Annotated in this window: 16 protein-coding genes and 1 pseudogene; 8 read left to right on the plus strand and 9 right to left on the minus strand. The window is 51.0% G+C overall.

Annotation, left to right across the window (positions count from 1 at the left end):
* Positions 1–222 precede the first annotated feature (222 nt).
* Complete coding sequence (locus M3650_RS25840; protein ID WP_019423461.1) at positions 223–531, plus strand: YerC/YecD family TrpR-related protein; 309 nt, start codon at positions 223–225, stop codon at positions 529–531.
* A gap of 96 nt (positions 532–627) precedes the next feature.
* Here M3650_RS25840 and M3650_RS25845 read toward each other — a convergent pair whose 3' ends face one another.
* The 5 genes from M3650_RS25845 to M3650_RS25865 form a co-directional block, all read right to left on the minus strand.
* Positions 628–1,419: a MerR family transcriptional regulator gene (locus M3650_RS25845; protein WP_251578924.1), complete on the minus strand. Its 792-nt coding sequence runs from the start codon at positions 1,417–1,419 to the stop codon at positions 628–630.
* A 133-nt stretch (positions 1,420–1,552) separates the two neighbouring features.
* Positions 1,553–3,178, minus strand: coding sequence for an ABC1 kinase family protein (locus tag M3650_RS25850; protein WP_251579006.1), 1,626 nt, complete (start codon positions 3,176–3,178; stop codon positions 1,553–1,555).
* A gap of 28 nt (positions 3,179–3,206) precedes the next feature.
* Complete coding sequence (locus M3650_RS25855; protein ID WP_251578925.1) at positions 3,207–3,530, minus strand: phasin family protein; 324 nt, start codon at positions 3,528–3,530, stop codon at positions 3,207–3,209.
* A 598-nt stretch (positions 3,531–4,128) separates the two neighbouring features.
* Positions 4,129–5,574, minus strand: a complete 1,446-nt coding sequence (gene pepV, locus M3650_RS25860) for a dipeptidase PepV (protein ID WP_251578926.1) — start codon at positions 5,572–5,574, stop codon at positions 4,129–4,131.
* A gap of 167 nt (positions 5,575–5,741) precedes the next feature.
* A complete protein-coding gene (locus M3650_RS25865) occupies positions 5,742–6,194 on the minus strand; it encodes a LysR substrate-binding domain-containing protein (protein WP_285848680.1) in 453 nt (150 codons plus the stop codon).
* Between the two features lie 78 nt (positions 6,195–6,272).
* Between M3650_RS25865 and M3650_RS25870 the strand changes: the two are divergent.
* Positions 6,273–7,349: pseudogene (locus M3650_RS25870) on the plus strand (YbfB/YjiJ family MFS transporter); the annotation flags it as partial.
* A gap of 48 nt (positions 7,350–7,397) precedes the next feature.
* Positions 7,398–7,760 (plus strand): YybH family protein, encoded by a 363-nt coding sequence (locus M3650_RS25875; protein ID WP_251578930.1) that lies wholly within the window; start codon positions 7,398–7,400, stop codon positions 7,758–7,760.
* Between the two features lie 323 nt (positions 7,761–8,083).
* Here M3650_RS25875 and M3650_RS25880 read toward each other — a convergent pair whose 3' ends face one another.
* Complete coding sequence (locus tag M3650_RS25880) at positions 8,084–8,899, minus strand: collagen-like protein (RefSeq protein ID WP_251578931.1); 816 nt, start codon at positions 8,897–8,899, stop codon at positions 8,084–8,086.
* A gap of 430 nt (positions 8,900–9,329) precedes the next feature.
* On the opposite strand from M3650_RS25880, the gene M3650_RS25885 reads away from it, so the two are divergent.
* The 5 genes from M3650_RS25885 (at position 9,330) to M3650_RS25905 (ending at position 13,535) form a co-directional block, all read left to right on the plus strand.
* Positions 9,330–10,529 carry a hypothetical protein gene (locus M3650_RS25885; protein ID WP_251578932.1) on the plus strand — a complete coding sequence of 400 codons (1,200 nt, stop codon included), beginning with the start codon at positions 9,330–9,332 and terminating at the stop codon, positions 10,527–10,529.
* A gap of 116 nt (positions 10,530–10,645) precedes the next feature.
* The gene (locus M3650_RS25890) at positions 10,646–11,488 is read left to right on the plus strand and encodes a CsxC family protein (RefSeq protein ID WP_251578933.1); all 843 of its coding nucleotides are present in this window, start codon (positions 10,646–10,648) and stop codon (positions 11,486–11,488) included.
* Positions 11,489–11,629: 141 nt separating this feature from the next.
* Positions 11,630–12,445, plus strand: a complete 816-nt coding sequence (locus tag M3650_RS25895; RefSeq protein ID WP_251578934.1) for a TrmB family transcriptional regulator — start codon at positions 11,630–11,632, stop codon at positions 12,443–12,445.
* Between the two features lie 74 nt (positions 12,446–12,519).
* Positions 12,520–13,230: an AzlC family ABC transporter permease gene (locus tag M3650_RS25900; protein ID WP_019423475.1), complete on the plus strand. Its 711-nt coding sequence runs from the start codon at positions 12,520–12,522 to the stop codon at positions 13,228–13,230.
* A complete protein-coding gene (locus tag M3650_RS25905) occupies positions 13,221–13,535 on the plus strand; it encodes an AzlD domain-containing protein (protein WP_026011265.1) in 315 nt (104 codons plus the stop codon). Before M3650_RS25900 ends, M3650_RS25905 begins: the two co-directional genes overlap by 10 nt.
* Before the next feature lie 278 nt (positions 13,536–13,813).
* Here M3650_RS25905 and M3650_RS25910 read toward each other — a convergent pair whose 3' ends face one another.
* From M3650_RS25910 to M3650_RS25925, 3 genes are all read right to left on the minus strand, one after another.
* Positions 13,814–14,386 carry a thymidine kinase gene (locus M3650_RS25910; RefSeq protein WP_019423477.1) on the minus strand — a complete coding sequence of 191 codons (573 nt, stop codon included), beginning with the start codon at positions 14,384–14,386 and terminating at the stop codon, positions 13,814–13,816.
* A gap of 60 nt (positions 14,387–14,446) precedes the next feature.
* Positions 14,447–15,721: an NUDIX hydrolase N-terminal domain-containing protein gene (locus M3650_RS32355; RefSeq protein ID WP_311295135.1), complete on the minus strand. Its 1,275-nt coding sequence runs from the start codon at positions 15,719–15,721 to the stop codon at positions 14,447–14,449.
* A 313-nt stretch (positions 15,722–16,034) separates the two neighbouring features.
* Positions 16,035–18,497, minus strand: a complete 2,463-nt coding sequence (locus tag M3650_RS25925) for a M60 family metallopeptidase (RefSeq protein WP_251578935.1) — start codon at positions 18,495–18,497, stop codon at positions 16,035–16,037.
* Positions 18,498–18,687 lie beyond the last annotated feature (190 nt).

Here is an 18,687-nt window from a genome sequence, read left to right on the forward strand (position 1 = left end):
TTTGCCTAATTTTAATATTGATAGTTAAATAATGTTGTATATATCGGTGAAATTAATCACATAGTTTGCTGATTGTGTACTGGTTGCTCTAATAAATGGCTTTCTAAGGAGATAATATCTTTAGGTGACAGAATAAATGCTGTTGTTAACGGCCTTCTGATCATATATCTCAAGATGAAGTGAGAATGGTATGATGCAGCAATCACTCTAGGAGGTAGACACATGCTAATAGATGAACTGCAAGGACAAGCTTTAGATGAATTTTTTCAAGGGATTTTGACACTAGAAACAGTCGAAGAGTGTTATTCTTTTTTTGATGACTTATGTACTGTAAATGAAATCAAGACCATGTTTCAAAGATTTCAAGTAGCCAAAATGTTATATAATCATAATACTTACAGTGAGATTGAAGAGGTGGCCTGCGCAAGCACAGCAACGATCTCTCGCGTGAAGCGATCCCTGCATCACGGAAATGATATGTATGATGTCGTGTTTAAACGCATGAAGGCTAAAAAAAATCCAGAGAAGTGATTTGGGCCACTTCACATTTTAGTAAACTAGGGGAATCTAGTGAGCGGACTCGCACACGAGCTTTAGAATCGATTCTAAGGCTCGTGTGCTCTAGGTTTATAGATTTGATTTATCGGCACAATTTGACTTCTCTTCGTTATCACAATAAATGTGCATCGCTTCCCGCATGAATTGGGCTAAGCCCGACTGATATTGATCGATGCTCTTCGTGAAGCGGTCGTCAGCGATATACAAATCGCCGAGACCGCGGAAGATGTCGAGCGTGCAATCGTAGAAGTTATTCGTAATATGCCGTCTCCATTCGCCGACTGCCGCCTGGACCTGCGGATCCGCGGGCCCTTGTTCCATCGCAGCGATGAGCTTGTTATAAATGGCTGCTTGGCTTGCCATAATTGCAGCCCAATCGTCATTCGCATATTTGGACGTCCGTTCCATCGTGCGATCGACGACATCCCGATCATATTTCTCGCGCGCTTCCGCGGCATATTTCTTCTGGTGCGCCTCGATTTCCGCCATATCGAAGCCTTCGAACATCTCTTTCTTTTTCATAACTATGCCTCCTTCTAGGGATGTAATCGTACGGTCAACCGTGCGAATAATGTCTTCGATCCGCTCCTTCTTCTTGAGCAGCAATTCCCGGTGCACCTGCAGGGCATGCTTCCGATCAAAATTCGGTTGGCCCAAAATTTGCTTAATATCTTCCAACGAGAGGCCGATTTCTTTGAAGAACAAAATTTGCTGCAGCGTCGCTAAATTGTCATCCGAATACAGCCTGTATCCTGCCGGGGTGACGGTGTCCGGCTTCAGAAGCCCAATCTCATCATAGTGGTGGAGCGAGCGCACGCTAATTCCGACTAAATTGGCCACTTCCTTCACTCTGTAAGCCATCCGCTCACCTCCTTGCCTTTATCGTAATCCATCACGTAACGTGAGAGTCAACAGCAAAATAAAAAAAGGCGTCTTCGTTAGTGGAAGCCACCCTCAATCCGATTGTAATGGATCTTTTCCATACTAGCACCGCTTAAAATCTGCCGGATTTGAAGATCGCGTACAGCAGCCATAGAAACATAAAGGCAGCGACGATGAACCCGATCTCGATCGCTGGAACATCCCACAGCAACGTCGGCTTTCTGCTGAGCGAGGAACCGACAATAAGCCCGACCATAATGATGCTGAAGGCAAGCAGCACGATGCTGAAGGAGAGCCGGTTGCTGATCTGATCGAACTTGTGCAGCGTATAGTCCAGATCCGGCAATTCGACCTCGACCTTAACTTTGCCGCTGCTCAGGATGCGGGCAAGCTGATTAGCCTGCTTCGGCAGATCGGTCAGCGCCTGTAGAAAATCGGAAGCTCCGCCGAGCAGCTTTTTCCGGACACGACGGGGACTGTATTTTTCCAACAGCAATTTGCGCCCGAATGGCTCCGCCATATCCAAAATGCTTAGAGTCGGATCCAACTCCTCTACGACGCCTTCCATTGTAATGAGCGCCTTCGCCAGCATAATAAGATCGGGAGGGAGCGTAATCCGGTGCCGCTGGGCGACAGCAAACAGATCGTGCAGCGACTGCCCCAGACTGATGTCGGTAAAAGGAATGTCGTAATACTGCGCGCGCAGCCGATCCAGATCCCGCTTTAGCCGCGTCATATCGGTACGGTCGGGGACGACGCCGAGCCCTGCAATCGCCCGGATGATCCCATCCGTCCGCTGTCGCATCAAGGAGATGATGAGATCTGATAGATGCTCCTTCATATCACTGCTCAAGCGGCCGACCATGCCGAAGTCGAGGAAAGCCAGTCTGCCGTCATCCAATACAAGCAAATTGCCGGGATGCGGATCGGCATGGAACAAGCCCTCGATGAACATTTGGTGGAGCATCGCATGAACGAACCGTTCGGCTATCGCCTTCAAATCATGCCCATGTGCACCGATGTCCTCGTGCCGGTTTAATTTCACGCCCTGCACATATTCCATCGTTAACACGTGGGAGGAGGTGTGCTGCCAATAAATCCGGGGGATATGTATGTCAGCCGAATGCAGGAACTGCCGCGCGATCTTCTCAGTATTGCGGCCTTCGTGACTGTAGTCGAGCTCCGCTTTCATCGATTTTGAGAACTCCTCAATCATTTGCGGAATCTGATACTCTGCCACCCATGTCCAGCGTTTTTCGGCGATGGCGATCAAGCCTTTAACAATCTCCATATCGCGTTCGATGACAGGATGGATGCCCGGCCGCTGAACTTTGATCGCTACCGCTTCCCCGCTGTGGAGCTTGGCCAGATGCACCTGACCGATTGAAGCCGCCGCTACGGGTACATCTTCGAAGGAGCTGAAGATGTCTCCAATGGACATACTGAGCTCCGCTTCAATAATGCGGCGTGCCTCGTGTGCCGGGAAAGGGGGCACCTGATCCTGCAGCTTGATCAGTTCCCGGATGACGGAGTCTGGGAACAAGTCGGAGCGAGTGCTGAGCAGCTGGCCCAGCTTGATGAAGGCCGGACCGAGCTCTTCCAATACCAACCGAATCCGCTCTCCCACCGTCTTCGTCTCCGGTGCTTTACGCGTAATCATACGGCGGGGGAGCGACAGCACATGGAACAGCCCGATCTCCTCGACCATATAGCCAAAGCCATGACGCATGAGCGCCATGGCGATTTCCCGGTAGCGGCGGGTATGTCTAATCCACACGTTCCTGCTCCGGATCCGATCGAGCGAGACGCGCCTCCAATTCGGTGATGCGCGCTTCCAATGCGGCCAGTTCGGACTTCACCGGAACGTCCATTTCTTGTAGCTTGCGTTTGACTTGCTCTTGAATCATCGTTTTGAATTCAGCTTGTTCTTTCTCGCCTTTTTCGATGAGCCGGTTGATCCATTCTTTGGATTCCGCAGGCGCGAGATCCCCCCGCTTCACCAGTTCATCCACGAGGTTCTCCACCTTTTCTTTGCTTGCCATTGTCAGACCCCATCCGAGCGAGACGGCTTTTTTCAACAAGTCACTCATGCGTTATCCCTCCTAGTCTCATCCTGCATTGGATTCTATGCAACGAACCGAGCGTGTATTTCTCTTTACGGCAGGCTTCATTGGAATGAATGCTTTGGCGCTCATTTCCGCAGCAAGCGCTGCAACACAGCCAGGTCCGCTGGATACATTACAGTCAACTTATATTTGTAGTATACCCGTGGATCTTTCCAATATTTCGGTTTTTTTGAGATTATTGAGTTAAACACATGTGCAACAACCATTCGCGATACCTTGTACTGGGCTGTCTGCTGCGGGCTCTATATCGGTAAAGGAGCCAAATCGCAAAAGCGATAATTGCCATCAGGATAAAATTCAGCTTAAAAACTACGATTGCCTCCACCTTCTGTTATTTATATACAAATCACTAATTTCGTAAGTAATATCATAAAGTTCTTAAATAACGATATCCCGATTCTTCTCTCGCTTCCACAAGAGAATTATAAAAAGGATGCTTCGTATGATTGACGTATGTTTTACCTGAACATATGTTCCACTCAGTCAAGACGGCGAGGCTGCCCTTCGTCATACGCTGACGCAAGGAGCAGCCTCGCAAGCTTGTCTTATGTTACGGAATGCATTATGAATCTAAGTTGGCCAATTCGTAGATCGCTCTGGCATAGATGGCGGTCGCTTTCAACAAATCGTCGATCTCAATGTGCTCATCCACTTGATGCGCCGTCTCTTCTCTGCCTGGGAAGAGGGCGCCGAATGCAACTCCATTATCCATGAAGGCCGCGTACGTGCCGCCGCCAGTCGTGAGCAGGGTAGGTTCCAGCTTCGTCTCTTCTGCGTATATATTTTGCAAAATCTTGATCATGGGATGGTTCTGATCGACATGATGGGGTTGCTTCAAATCGAGATCGTCTTCGATCACGATATCGTACGGCGCCATTTTCGATTGCAGCGTTGCGAGGATGTCATCGCATTGCTGCGTAACCGGGAAGCGGATGTTCAAGTGGAAGAACGAGTCTGCCTGCTCCGAGTATTCGAAAATGCCTGCATTCACAGTGAGCGGACCGGTAATGTCATCCTCGTATTGGATGCCAAGCGCCGTGCCCAGATGGTCGTCGACCAGATGCTTGCCGATGAAGCTTATGTACCGATCGGCATCTGGCTGGAAGCGGTATTCCCGCAGGAAACGGATGAGCTTCAATGCGGCATTGACGCCTACATGTGGTTCCATACCGTGCGCAGACTTACCTTTCATCCCGAGCTCTAGCTGGCCTGCCTTAACCTCGGCGGTGCCGTTCAACTGCTGTTCGGCGCAATAGGCCTGGAACTGTTCCGCCATGTCCGCAATTGCAGACGCTTCCCCGGTTACGGTCGCTGTTGCCGACTCTGGAACCATGTTCGCAATGCCTCCGCCATGGAAGGCCTTCAGTTCGAATCGAGCCCCATCCACTGGTGCTGCTTCTTTAGACGAACCGCCATTCCGTTTAAGGAAAAATTTGTTGTTAATTTGCCCCTTCTCCGCATGGGTAATCGGGAAGTCGGCATCTGGCGCGAAGCCAGCCATCGGCATCTTCTCGCGCTTCGTATACGTCTTCATGCATTCCATGCCGCTCTCTTCGTCGGTGCCGAATATAATCCGCACGTTATGCTTTAACGGCAGTCCAAGCTCTTTTACGATTTTCAGACCATAAAAGGCTGCGAGTGTAGGGCCCTTGTCATCGATCGCACCGCGTGCGTACAGCTTGCCGTCACGGACATCGGGCTGGAAAGGCGGCGTAGTCCATTGGCCAGTGGCCGGAACGACGTCCAAATGGCACAGCACGCCGATATACTCGTCGCTGTCGGAATCCCCGTATTCAGCATACCCGATGTAGCCGTCCAGATTGTTGACGCGGAACTGCTCACGGCGGGACAGTTCGAGCATATAATCGAGCGCCCGTGCGATCTCCTGGCCCATCGGCTGTCCTGGTCCGCTGGTGCTGTTGTCCTTAACGCTTTCAAAGCGGAGCAGCCCTTTCAAATCATTCAACAGCTCGTCTTGTCTTGCAGTAACTTCAGCCATCCAATTCATTATTGTGCACTCCTTATTCCGTTGTCGTGAAGAATTGTTCGTGTTCATAGCCCGAGCAATCCAATCCATTTAAGTATAGCATGGCACAAAACGTTTGCAGTCAAGCGAACGCAAAATATTGCTATAGCGCGGACGTTCAGCTTTGATGGCCAACGGCAAAGGCTGGCTCATGGCTGCTCATCTTGGCACATCGTGACGAACATGTTGAATGCAGCGGTCTTTACGATGTCTTTATGATAGATGAATCGGGTCGAGACGCTCCCTGCTGTTCCGGGCAGCGGGTACCGGGCCAGGTCATGGTTCCGATCAAGCTGATCGACTACGGATTCGGTCAGCATGGACATGCTCAACCCGGCTTTGACACAGCCGATAATTCCTTCGAGCGTGTTCAACTCCATCGTTCTTTTCGGAACGATGCCCTCGGCACGCAGCCAATCCTCCATCGTTGTGCGGTAGAAGCAGCCGGACTTGAATACGATCAAGTTATATTGCTCCAAATCGTCCTTGACGAGACGGGATGTCAGGTTCCTTTGCACGACGAACACCAATTTCTCTTCAAAAACGGGAAATTCACATAAGTAGGGGTGATTCGCTTTAACGGTGGGGAATCGGCTTGACAGAAATTATCCAGCCTATCTTCTTGCAGGGGGTATGCTTTCTCTTGTTATTGTGATGGGCATCGGCAGACTGCCTATACTCCGATCCTGCCTCTGATGACACATAGCGCGGGACTGTCCGAGGCGGCGGCTTGTTATCTGTCATCGTATAATTATATTGGCTATCTGTTCGGATCCTTAGCTGCGGGCATGCTGCCGTGGCGCAGAGGCAAGGTGTTTTACTTAAAGCTGTATTTACTTGTCAACGTGCTGACGACGGCGCTGATGGGCGCAGTGAGCGGGTTCGCGTTATGGTCTGTCCTGCGCTTCGTGTCAGGCTTCAGCAGTGGGCTTGTGTTCGTATTCGCTACGGGCATCGTATTGGATGGGTTGGCCCTGCGCGGGCGCTCGTCCTGGTCTGGTTGGCTCTACAGCGGCGTCGGGCTGAGCGGATGGCTCGTACCGGCGTTGAACGATTTCGGAGGATGGAAATGGGCGTGGGGCGGGCTGGGCAGCGTATCGATACTACTGGGGGCATTCCCGTTGCTGTTTCTTAAGGAACCACAGACTGCGTTCAGCAAAAATGCGCCGATCGAGCGGGATCATCAGGACAGCACAGGCAACCAGGGCATGCTGATGCGGCTTATTGTCGCATACGGCTGCGAAGGCATGGGCTATATTGTCAGCGCCACATTTTTAGTTGCCATCGTGGAGCAAATGCCGGAGGTTCGCGAATTTTCCGCTTTGAGCTGGGTATTCGTCGGTGTGGCGGCGGCTCCCTCCTGTTGGATATGGAGCTGGATAGAGAAAAAGAAAGGCAGCATGTCGGCACTGTACGCGGCCTTTTGCACTCAAATTTCCGGAGTCATTCTTCCTGTCCTTTTTCCGAATGCAATTGGTGTGTTGACAGGCGCGTTTTTATTCGGAGCGACGTTCATGGGGATTACGATGCTGACCATGTCGTTGGCCCGGGGCATGTTTCCGCAGGAGAGCAGCACCATTATCGGCTATGCAACGGCAGTATACGGGGCCGGACAGATCATCGGGCCGATCGTGACTGGTGTATTGATGGTGAACACGGGCAGCTACGATGGTGCGCTTGTGTTCGCGTCGCTCACGCTCCTGTGCGGATTGATCGTGCTGGTGACGGGGCATGAAAGAGTGCGTGCGGCGGGCTGATTTTGCTATAATATTTGGAAACGGATGATACACTAGGAGGAATTCATTTTGGATTATAGAGATGCACTTGCCCAGTACATCAATGCGACGAACACGCATGATTTTTCCAATATCCAACAACTGCTCGATCCCGCTGCCGTGTATTGGTTTACAGACAAGACCTGCACGTCGCTGGAAGAGATAAAAAACTATTTCGAACAGGCATGGCAGACGATCCAGGAGGAAGTCTACAGCGCAGTGGACGTAACATGGATCGCAGCTGGAGAAGACGTTGCCGTATGCACATATACGTATAAATGGGAAGGGTACTACAAAGGCGAGCACAGAGAAGGCTGCGGCCGCGCCACGAATGTATTCAAGCGGGCAGACGGTGAGTGGAAGCTCGTGCACGAGCATTTGAGCCCGCTATAGCCGATAGGGCGGGGCGACTTCCCCCGCCTTGGTCCGATTCTTAAACGAAACCTAACCTAATATTAAACTGGGAGGCCCCTAATCTTAACGTTCACCTGAACGATGGTATCGATAGCATACAACAAGACAAGCCGGGAAGGTGAACAGAAGTGAAGCGATCCAGTATGACGGCGTGCTGTTCATCGACACGATTCATCCATCACAGCGGCTGCCTTGATGAATGGAAAAAAACCGGGAGGAGCGGGATGAATTCCCGTTATTCTCTCGGTTTATTTAATTGAATTGACTCGCTCACACGATGCGCATCAAGCGTCTAAGCGACTTTAGCATGATAAGAGGGAAGTGATTTTGCAGAGAGATACCGCTGCGAAATCGACTGCTTTCGTAACATCCAAGATGACGATCCCCTCGCCAGTTCTGGATACGATGGCGTTCTGAATATTGGCGAACAATCCGAAGCCGACGGTGGTCATATCGACTGCCCTGTCGATGTTGGCGTCAAGGAATTCACGCAGCGGAGCTTCAATGCAGTCGCTTGGAGGTGACGGCGGCTCCAGCAGCGCAACGTCTGCAACTTGAGGAGACGCGACGCCAACCACTTCACTGATCGGAATGACGAACATTCTCGTATCTCTTTGCACGGTCACTAAAGAATTGCTTACACTGACAATGGTTGAGTTAATAAAATTGCCGGGCGGGTTGCTTGTCGTTCCCAATGTAACCTGGACGCCTTCCAGTTGAGATAGGACGTACTGCATCGGCGGGATACAGCAATCTGAAGACGATCCCGGCAGTCCTTGTTGCCCTTGAGGTCCCTGTTCTCCCTGCTGTCCTGAAGGTCCTTGCGGCCCCATATCGCCTTGAGGTCCTTGTTCTCCCTGCTGTCCTGAAGGTCCTGTCGGCCCTTGCAGCCCCGTAATCCCCTGCACGCCTGAAATACCTTGTGGTCCTATCGTTCCCATCGGTCCTTGCGGTCCCTGTTCACACTGCCATCCAAGAGGTCCTGCGGGTCCTGGAGGTCCTGCCGGCCCCGGAATACCTTGCACGCCTGGAATCCCTTGCGGTCCTATCGGTCCTTTTCGTCCTGCGGGTCCCCTGGCACCTTGCGGCCCTGGAGGCCCGGAAGCACAGTGACACACGCGGGGCTTGGTGCGGCGAATCAACTTGGTTTTTTTGCAAGAACATCGGTCTTTTCCCGTTTTTTTTCGCAAGCATTTGCTCCGTTTTCTTCTCCACCGGCAGACGATAATCGTTTTCTTATGGCAGCGTCTTCTTCTTATTTTAGTAATGCGGCCCAAGTCAGAGACACCTCCCCATAATTTACTATATACTACGGCGTCTGCACAAAAACAGGTTGGACGGATGACCAAGCCGAGATAGACAGGTGACTATTATATCAATAAATAGGCAGCAGGCTATCGAGAGCCCTCGGGAAATTACCCTAGTAACGGCTCAATGAAAAAAGGGGCGGCTGCCTTAACACTCGTCTACAGGCGATGACATACTTTAGTATTGTAGCTTAGCATATGTAAAAGGGTTGGAAGGAACATTGGCGAGGTGCCGCTAATCATGAAGAGAATCATCGTAAGGAATAGACGTGTTCGTAAACTGCTTGGCCCCTGGATTAATCAGAATCTGGCCGTTCTGCAATGTTATAAGCTGGGCTGCTACCGGTCTGTCACGGTCCAAACAGTGATGCGTGCCCGCAAACATAGAGGTTCCCACCGGAGACCACATCACTCTGCGCAACGAATTGTATGGAAGTTGTCACTCCAACAACATAAGCGGTTAGGCCAACTGGCAACGCGCAGGAAGAAGAAGATTTCCTCCAGTGCTGCGATACGTACTCCACAGCATATCCGTCTCAAAGCTGTCTCCATTGAACCGCCGAAGCGTTATACGAAGCGGAAATCTCCAGCGAAGCGGCCTACTCGGCGGCGCAAGAGAATCTACTATGCATATGAGAAGCGTCCCGCCAAGCAAACGACTGCCGCTCCAGAGTTGTTCTTCCACCGCATTGATCCGCCCGCAGGAACGGAATCGATCGAGAAGGCAATGCCGACGGTTGAGGAACCGATTGCGCAAGCGCCTTCGACAGCAATGGAAGCACAGCCGGTGCCCGAGCAGAACATCTCGATTGACGAGCCAATTCCTATGCATTCAGATACAGAGCCGCTGGAAGAGGGGGATACTCCACAGCCTAAGCAGTCAACTAGTATGGAAGAGCACGGTCAGGATAGTAAAATGGAGCCGATTGTGACCCAAGCCTGCATTTTATTCCGCAATGAAGATCAGGAGGCCTCCTTCACGGAAGTATCCTCATTGGAAGCTATTTGGGACGTTGGCTGGGACCAACTCGTTCAAGTGCGATGGGAGCATGAATGGACAGATGTGCGCTATGAGACGAAGCTTATGATTCAGGACGTCCGTATCGACGAGGCTGAGTCTGCATTCCTTTGGGTTACGGGCCACATCAGGATAACCGCTATAGGGACAACACATAATAGTCCTGCTTTGCGGCATCAAATGACATATATACCCTTTTCCAGTACGGTGCTTCGTCCTCTATCCGAGACACGGCTTTCAACTCCAGAGCACTGCGATGAACTCCCTCCATATCATGCAAGCATTCGGGCGGAGGCTGGCGATTGGCATGTAAAAGTCGTGTTGGAGCCGGATCAAGCTGACGCCCGAGTGTCTGAAGGGATGATTCACGTATCGGGTCGGGTGTGGTGGTTCCGGAAGCAGCTTATCCCTTGGCGTAAGTAAAAATGGATGAAAAGGGGCAGATTCTCCAAGACAAGCGCCGAAGCAATTCTTCCTCTCCGTAAATAGTATAGTATTGCACAACAAGATTGAGCAGTTATCACGAGGAGGATGAAGAAATGTCTTGTCATGATGGGGATTGCCGCGTTGTCGAGTCAACGACACTGGGTGAATGCGAGAACGAGAAACACGATCCACATTGGCCAACAATTAAAGTTCCGTTAGTATTAGCAGAGCGTGAAGTACAAGTAAATGTTGAGGCTCTGATTAGTTTAGATGAACCTGCGTTGGAAATTAAACGAATCAAGAAGAAAGTATTTTTGGAGCAGTGCAAATTGGTTCCAGTCGATTTCCATGGTAAATGGGTAACGAAAGCAAAATTGTACCTCAGAGGGTTTATCCGCAAAAATATTGAATATGCTACAGCCGACACATCCCCAACGAACTCCGCCGTTTGCGGAAGAATTCTTCATACGACAGCACACGTGCCTTTCCAATGCGTCACAGAAATCAGATTCGGTAAAGTGAAGCCAGAGCTTTCTTCCGAAAAAGTAGAAGAGTTCGAGTTCTTGGGTCAAGACGAAATGTCTCCTCAACTTGAAAAAACATTGTTCAGCCACGAAGTATTCTTTAACGAACAGCCCTTCTGCGAACTGGTCAAAGTCAGATTCCATGAGCTCGATATGGGCGAAGACTTCGACTTCGATGATGATCTGCCTCGCAAAGAGAAGACGTTCCGCAAATTGCGTGAAAAAATCGTTATGCACGTAACTGTAAAAGTACTGCAAAAGCAGCAAGTTCCATTGCCATGGGGACATAAAGACGACGATGATTGCAAAGACCACGACAAAGACCATGACAAAGACCGCTGCAAAGACAAAGACCACGACAAAGACCACGACAAAGACCGCTGCAAAGATCATGACAAAGATCGCGGTAAAGGCCACAAAAAAGATTGTTGAGATCGCTAATCTAGCTCTAGCTGTCGAGAATTTCTCGACAGCTATTTTAATGTTCGTATACATTCATGTGAATGGTTTGACAAATAAAAATATTTGATTATAGTAAGTATTACTATAACTACTAAAGGAAGCGTGCCATTTATGGATGAGATTGTTGCGGAACTGCATAAGCTGGGATTCTCTCAATATGAAGCTAAGGCCTATGTCGGCCTCTTGAAGACCTCTCCAATTACCGGATACGAGATAAGCAAGCGATCTGGCGTGCCAAGGTCAATGATCTATGAAGTGCTCGGCAAGCTGTTGGATAAAGGGGCGATCTATACGGTGCCGTCCGAACCGGTGAAGTATGCGCCGGTGCCTGCTGCGGAATTAATGAATCGTTTGCGCAAGTCGTATGAACAGTCATTCGATTATTTGGAGCATGCGCTATCAGGTATGGAAAGCGAGCGTGAAGTGGATGTCATCTGGCATGTCCGCAGCGATCAGCGCGTGATTGACGAGATGATTGACATGATCGAGAGCGCGAAGGAGGAGTTGTGGCTTTCGGTATGGGAACCGCAAGTTCCACCGATTCAATCGGCCATTCAGCAGCGCGTTCAGGCAGGGGTGAGCGTGTTCTCGATTGTATTCGGCGCCCCGGAGATCGTACTTGGCAATACCTATCATCATAATTACATGACTCCCGATGTTGTGGAACAACGGATGGGAGGACATTTGACGATCGTATCGCGCGACGGGGAGGAAGTTCTCATCTCCAGCTTCTCCGATCACGCTCCGGCTTGGGCGGTCAAGACACGTGATCCTGCCTTGGTACTGGTCGCCACTGAGTACATACGTCACGACATCATGGTCGAAGAGGTGACAAGAGAATACGGTCCGGAACGATTGGATCGGCTCTGGCGCACGAAGCCTGATCTGGTACATGTCGTTACAGGACTTCGGTTCAATGCGGAATAATGCAGATTGAGCCATTTTTTTTGGACAAATCATAGTCGTTAGAGTAATAACATCTAAGAAGAAGGGGCTTGGGGATGAAGGAGAATGCGGCGACACAGGAGCGCCTTTTTTGGCTAGGCGTGAAAGACTGCCTGCCGACGGTGCTCGGATATTTAAGCATCGGCTTTGCTGCCGGTGTCGTGGAACGGACGGCGGGATTGAGCATTGCGGAAATTGCGCTCATGTCCGTGGTGCTTTATGCTGGTTCTGCGCAATTTATCGCGGTGGGCATGTTTGCGGTGGGGGCCCCGATAACGTCCATTATCGCAACCATATTTATCGCCAATTTGCGTTATTTGCTGCTGAGCGCAGCGCTGGCACCTTATTTTCGGCATTTGCCTGCTTGGAAGAATACGATTCACGGCTTTCTGTTGACCGATGAGACGTTTGCAGTTGCGACGAATCGGCTCTCGCGAGTAGGTTATGCCGATAACGGATGGATGCTCGGCTTAAATATAACGGCCTATTTGAATTGGCTGCTCGCTAATGTAGCCGGCGGAATTTTCGGGCAATGGATCGGCCAGCCAGAAGCGTTCGGCCTCGATTATGCCTTGCCGGCTATGTTCATTGGTCTTCTCGCTCTGCAAATGGCGGATCGCCCTGGACGGCGAACCGATCTGACGGTGGTGGCTTGTGCCGTGCTGCTGACCATTGCCTTGAACACGGTGCTGCCGTCTGGAATTGATGTCATTGCCGCGACGATGCTAGCGGCTGCGATAGGGATGGTGATAGAGAAGTGGAAGTAAGATGGGAGATCATGCTCATTATAGTAGGAGGCGCGGTCGTGACGATGATACCGCGAGTATTTCCACTTGTGGTGTTAAGCAAGATGAAGCTGCCTGAATGGGCGATGCGCTGGCTTCATTATATTCCGATCGCGATTATGGCTGCATTGCTGTCTCAGGAATTGCTGTTGACGTCGGCCGATTCGGGCTACATTCGATTATGGGCCGCATTGCCAACGGTACTCATTGCCATCCTGACCCGAAGTCTGATGGGGACGGTGGCGGTAGGCATCATTTCAATGATGATACTGCGTTATTTATTCTAGCTAAAATAGAGATACTGGTCATTCCAGCGACAGACGCGATGACAATGCCGCCAGTTCCGTGCGGAGCATACTCGAAAACATAAGGGAATCTGTTAAAGATGACGTTGGGGTGAAGGAGGAAGTAAAGAATAGACTGAACGATGATATCGATGAATGCACATATCTGTTGGGTTTGTACTTGAAGAACATGGAGTAATGGGGAACGTAATCTGTAAATACGACAAAGGTGCTTGGCCCCGATTTTACTTTCGGATAAGCTGAGCACCTTTGTCTTGTCGTTATAGCGGCGGATTCTTATGACACTTCCGGCATACCGGATAGTAGCGGTCGTTGCCGCCAATCACAATTTGATCGCCCGTATATATAGGATTTCCGTTGCCGTCTACCCGCAGGTTCATCGTCGCTTTCCGCTCGCAGAACCAGCAGATCGTCTTCATTTCCTCCAGCTTGTCTGCATACAGCAGCATATATCGGCTTCCTTCGAACAATTCGTTGCGGAAATCATTTTTAAGTCCGAACCCCATTACCGGAATATTGAGCTCATCCACGATGGAGGTGAGCTGCATAATCTGCTCCTTTTTCAGGAACTGCACCTCATCCACAAGCACGCAAGAAATCGACCCGGTATGGCGGCGCACAATCTCGAATACATCTGTATGCGGATGAATCGGTATCGCCTCACGTCTTAATCCGATGCGGGAAGACACATAGCCGACTTCGTCCCGGTCATCCACCGCAGAAGTGAAGATAAGGACAGACTTGTTCTGCTCCTGATAGTTGTGTGCGACCTTTAAGATTTCGATGGATTTTCCGCTGTTCATCGCTCCATATCGAAAGTATAACTGTGCCAAACTTATGCAACTCCGTTCTTTGCTGAAATAACGAAGTTTATAATAGCACACCCGAATGAATTAATCGAGAATGACCGGTTTGTCAGGCTGCTTCAAAAATTCGAACATCGTCCGAATTTGCCGTTCCGTATTACGCTCGACAGAAAGCTCGGGAAGCTCATCTTCGCGAAAGAAACGGACGGCGCTCGTTTCTACGCCGCTTAACGCTTCTCCGCCAACAACCCTGCATTGAATGAACAGCTTATACACATGGTACGGCTCGGGAGGATGATGGTGAAGCCGCTTATCCATGACAGCCAGCAGTCTGACCGCTTCCGCCTCATAGCCTGACTCCTCATTAATTTCCTTTACTGCTATTTCTGCAGGTGAGTATCCGATATCCGCCCATCCACCGGGCAATGACCATGCGCCGTCGGCTTTTTCCCGGACGAGCAAAATTCGATTGTCTTTGAATACTACGCCGCGAACATCGACCTTAGGTGTCGCATAACCATCCTCGGCCGCAAAAGCGAGCTCGATCTGTTCCTTGTCCACTTTGGAATAGTTGGCCATCATGTCTACGCTCATTTCCCGCAGTTCCTCATACCGTTCCCGGTCATATACATCCTTCGTGTAAGTGAGTCCGGTTTGGGCCAGCGCTTGCAGCCGCTTTGCCCATTGAAGCCACTTGAGGTCGTTCGTACTCCCCGTATCGTGGCAGTCGATTAGATCCAACAGTTCCTTTGTTCGCGTGAAAATTGCATTTGGTGCCGTTGCGAAATGATCGGACTGCACGGTGTCGAACCACTTTGCTCCTGCGGTATAGACTCCGGCAGCAATACCCGCGGCAATGTCAGCTTCGCTATCCCCGATCCATACGGCTTCAGCGGGAACTGCTTGCAGGGCGTGAAGCGCTGCTGCAATTCCTTCCGGATCAGGCTTCGATCGCTTCACGTCGTCTCCCGTAATGGCCACGTCAATGAATGAGGCCAGACCGAGCATTCCGACTGAAATATCGTAGGCTCTACGGCCTTTGCCGGTTACGACGCCGACCGCTATGCCTCTCTCTTTCAAGGCTTGCAGCAAGCTGCGAATGTCAGCCGACGAGCGCACGAAGCTTGGATGCCAGTTGCGGTACAGCTCGAAGTATTCTTCGATTGCCTGCGGCAACAATCCGGCATGCCGAAGGTTGGCTGTGAGGATGCCTTCCTCTGTAGGTCCGAACATGGCGACAATCTCTTTGTTCGTGACGATACGGTTATCGTATCGTTTGAATACCGATGTAAACGCATGCAAAGATAGCGGCAGCGTATCCGCCAACGTCCCGTCAAAGTCAAACAGAACTGCTCGAATCATCGTATCCGCCCTCCCATGTAAGGTTGATCAACATTCTGTATATCCATCATTATGACCGATCTTGAGGCGATCCGCCAGCACAGCGATAAAGCGAGAATGACGGTTCCCCCTTCTTTTTCAAGCGAAAGGCGTGGAGCATGGATCGTGCGTCCTCCTGATGGAAGGGGAGAATGAAGCAAAGAGGCGGCAGAAGCGAATCACCGTCAGTCTGAACATGCGATGCGACTGGACGAACGGAACATGCCGACTTTAGAAACGAAGCCCTGCTTTTAAACGCGGTTGTGGCCAGCCTCAGCAGCAGGTGAAGCTCCTGCTAATCCTGTCCTCCTTCGTACGGAACCGTACTGTCCTTCAACATCCAAATAGCGGTCGCCGGCTTCGGCAGCTTCAAGTTGAGCACCTTGGCTTTAGCCGCATCCGAATATTTCAAGCCCCATCTATCAAAAAACTCAAGCAGATTGTTGCCGCTTAACTCCGATGTCTTCACCACGAACAGATCGATTCGAGCCTGATCGTTCTGCGGCAGCTGCCCTTGCGGCATGTCGCGGACAGAAGAGTGCAGCTTCGTATACAGATTCCAGCCGTAAGCGAGCTGCAGCTGGCGGAACATGATCAGACGCGTCCAGACGTCGTTCTGCTCGTCGTCGTTGAAGTTTTTATTCGGATGGTTGCTGTTCAAATATTCGAAGGCGACGTCATAATATGTTTTGCCGTCTGCAGTCTTCTTGGTGAGAAGACGGGAATGGTTGCCAAAATGATCTTGAATGAACAGGGAGTATATATTGACCGTCGCCTCGCCGACCGCGCCCCACGTCCAAGCGTACTGCTGGTATTCGTGGCCTGTCTCATGCCACCAGCCCCAGCCGTCGAGCGTCTTGATGCCGTTCACGGTGACCGCATCGATAGCCGACGGATCGTTGAAGAACATGATCGGATAACCGGCATGCATGAAGCCGGCGCTAATCTGGGTATCACCGACATAACGGTACGGAAGTGTAATACTGCGGTGCGGCTCTGGCTTGTTCGGCGCGACGCCCACCAGTTTATCGTACTGATCGAGCATGACATCCCATAATTTCAGGAACTCATCCGGGTTATCCAGATTGCGCACCAATTCGGATGGAACGGTGATAATGACGCGTGTTGATTGCAGCTCTGCCCAAGGTGCCGCATAGTTGCGTACGGAGTTCTTCCATACCTCCTTGTCAGTCGTTCCCATCACATAGTACGGAGCATTGACGGCTCCGCTCAGATGAACCGCAGCCTTCTTGCCTGAATACGGCTTCGTCGGAATCAAATAGACCAATCCGCCGTATGGGCTCGTTACCGTATTGGCGCCCGGCTTCAACGTCATCCGTGTCGTCACGAGCGGTGCGCGTGACCACTTGTCGATCGGCAGGCCGCTCAGATTATCGGTATGAGCGCCGATCTGCACATCCAGGTCGGCCGTTCCCTCTGGCACAGTGATGGTAATCGTCTTGCCCGCTTCCGCGTACAATCCGGTGCTGACCCAATTTTTCGGAACGGTTCCTTGGCGCAGGTAATCATAAGTGGAGTAATTGAAATCGACTTCGACAACTTTGTCGTTGATGATAGGGGCTTCAGCGGGCACCTTGCCCGGGAAGGCGTCGGCGAACGGCGACTTCGTTCCGGACGGATTCTGGTAAATGCGGTCCATAACGACCGGAAGCAGGGAAGCGCTATAAGGCTTCTTTTTCGGATCGACCGGGAGCGCCACATGGGTTAATTGATCGGAATCGGATTGGACTTGATTATAAATCGAACTGGACGGAGTAAGGGCGCCAAGTGTTGAGCTTAACGCAGAAGTTAATATGGCCGTTTTCTGCTCAGCATTCGAGCCTGGGAAGCCGATTTGAGCTTCATCGATGGTTTTGCTGCCGGCTTCCACTGATTTGGCTTCGGTCATCAAATTCCCGATTTCGTAGGTGGCCGCTTGATTGACATTCAGAAACGGCGCCGTACCGTCCCACGTCGTTGCCTGATTGTTCATCAAGCTCAAGCCGACCGAGTTGAGCAGCTGCTGAAGCGGATAATCCGTTCCGAGGGATGCCGAAGACTGATTGGTGCCCAAGGATACATAAGGGAATTGCTCCAATACCCATCCTTTGAGCGCGACGACCAGCCTCCCTCCTTTGTGTATGTAATCAAGCAGCGCCGGCACTTCGTCTTTACTGACGAACTTATAGTCGATGAAGGCGACAGGGAACTTGCTAGGATTGAGCATTGGCTTGCCGCTCTTATCGGCCGCTTGCCAACTATCGATAAGCGTAATATCGACTGGCAGATCGGAACGCGCCTTGAAGTCTTCTGTCTTCGTGAGGATGGCGATGCGTTCTTTGCCGGCAAGTGCGTCCTCATAACACGTCGCCAAATCTTCTGTCGCCCACAATAGAATATTGCGCGCAATCGTCGCTTTGCTGTTCGATTGAGCGGGTTCGCTCAATTTGAAATACGATTCGCTTCCGACCGTGACAACCCGGCCTTGTCCGTAACGTGCCGCTGCCATGATGGGCGTCGATTTCGGGCTAGCCGCCACGGCGAAGGCATTCTGACCGATGGCTGCGACGCCGCCGTTATAGGAATCGCCGTTAAGCGGTATGCCTGTCGTATCCCGGCTTAACAGATTCAGGTCGCGTTGCGTGAAGGAAGCGATTACAATTTTGGGGTTGGGCGACGGATCGGATTTCTCGGATGATGGTGCAACTGCCGGCTCCGCAAATATAGAAGTCGAGAACAAGGAAATTGCCAGTGCCATGGAGCAGATTGTGGAGATCATAATTATTTTCGTATTCATTTTCATGCCAATGATACACTCCTTTGTATCCATATTCATTGTCATGGAGTATACGCCTGCTGCATGGGGATGTGTGTTCTCTCCCTGTAATGGCGCTTGCCGGGATGAGAGGGGGATTGCTCTGTGAGAAATGATGAACAGCAGCGAATGC

The sequence above is a fragment of the Paenibacillus sp. MER TA 81-3 genome (assembly GCF_023713585.1).
Classification (GTDB): Bacteria; Bacillota; Bacilli; order Paenibacillales; family Paenibacillaceae; genus Paenibacillus_B; species Paenibacillus_B profundus.

Bases quoted from the DNA above. Each gene is read 5' to 3' on its own strand.
- M3650_RS25840 (WP_019423461.1), top strand. From the start codon at position 223: ATGCTAATAGATGAACTGCAAGGACAAGCTTTAGATGAATTTTTTCAA.
- M3650_RS25845 (WP_251578924.1), bottom strand. From the start codon at position 1,419: ATGGCTTACAGAGTGAAGGAAGTGGCCAATTTAGTCGGAATTAGCGTG.
- M3650_RS25850 (WP_251579006.1), bottom strand. From the start codon at position 3,178: ATGGCGCTCATGCGTCATGGCTTTGGCTATATGGTCGAGGAGATCGGG.
- M3650_RS25855 (WP_251578925.1), bottom strand. From the start codon at position 3,530: ATGAGTGACTTGTTGAAAAAAGCCGTCTCGCTCGGATGGGGTCTGACA.
- pepV (WP_251578926.1), bottom strand. From the start codon at position 5,574: ATGAATTGGATGGCTGAAGTTACTGCAAGACAAGACGAGCTGTTGAAT.
- M3650_RS25885 (WP_251578932.1), top strand. From the start codon at position 9,330: ATGAAGAGAATCATCGTAAGGAATAGACGTGTTCGTAAACTGCTTGGC.
- M3650_RS25890 (WP_251578933.1), top strand. From the start codon at position 10,646: ATGTCTTGTCATGATGGGGATTGCCGCGTTGTCGAGTCAACGACACTG.
- M3650_RS25895 (WP_251578934.1), top strand. From the start codon at position 11,630: ATGGATGAGATTGTTGCGGAACTGCATAAGCTGGGATTCTCTCAATAT.
- M3650_RS25900 (WP_019423475.1), top strand. From the start codon at position 12,520: ATGAAGGAGAATGCGGCGACACAGGAGCGCCTTTTTTGGCTAGGCGTG.
- M3650_RS32355 (WP_311295135.1), bottom strand. From the start codon at position 15,721: ATGATTCGAGCAGTTCTGTTTGACTTTGACGGGACGTTGGCGGATACG.
- M3650_RS25925 (WP_251578935.1), bottom strand. From the start codon at position 18,497: ATGGCACTGGCAATTTCCTTGTTCTCGACTTCTATATTTGCGGAGCCG.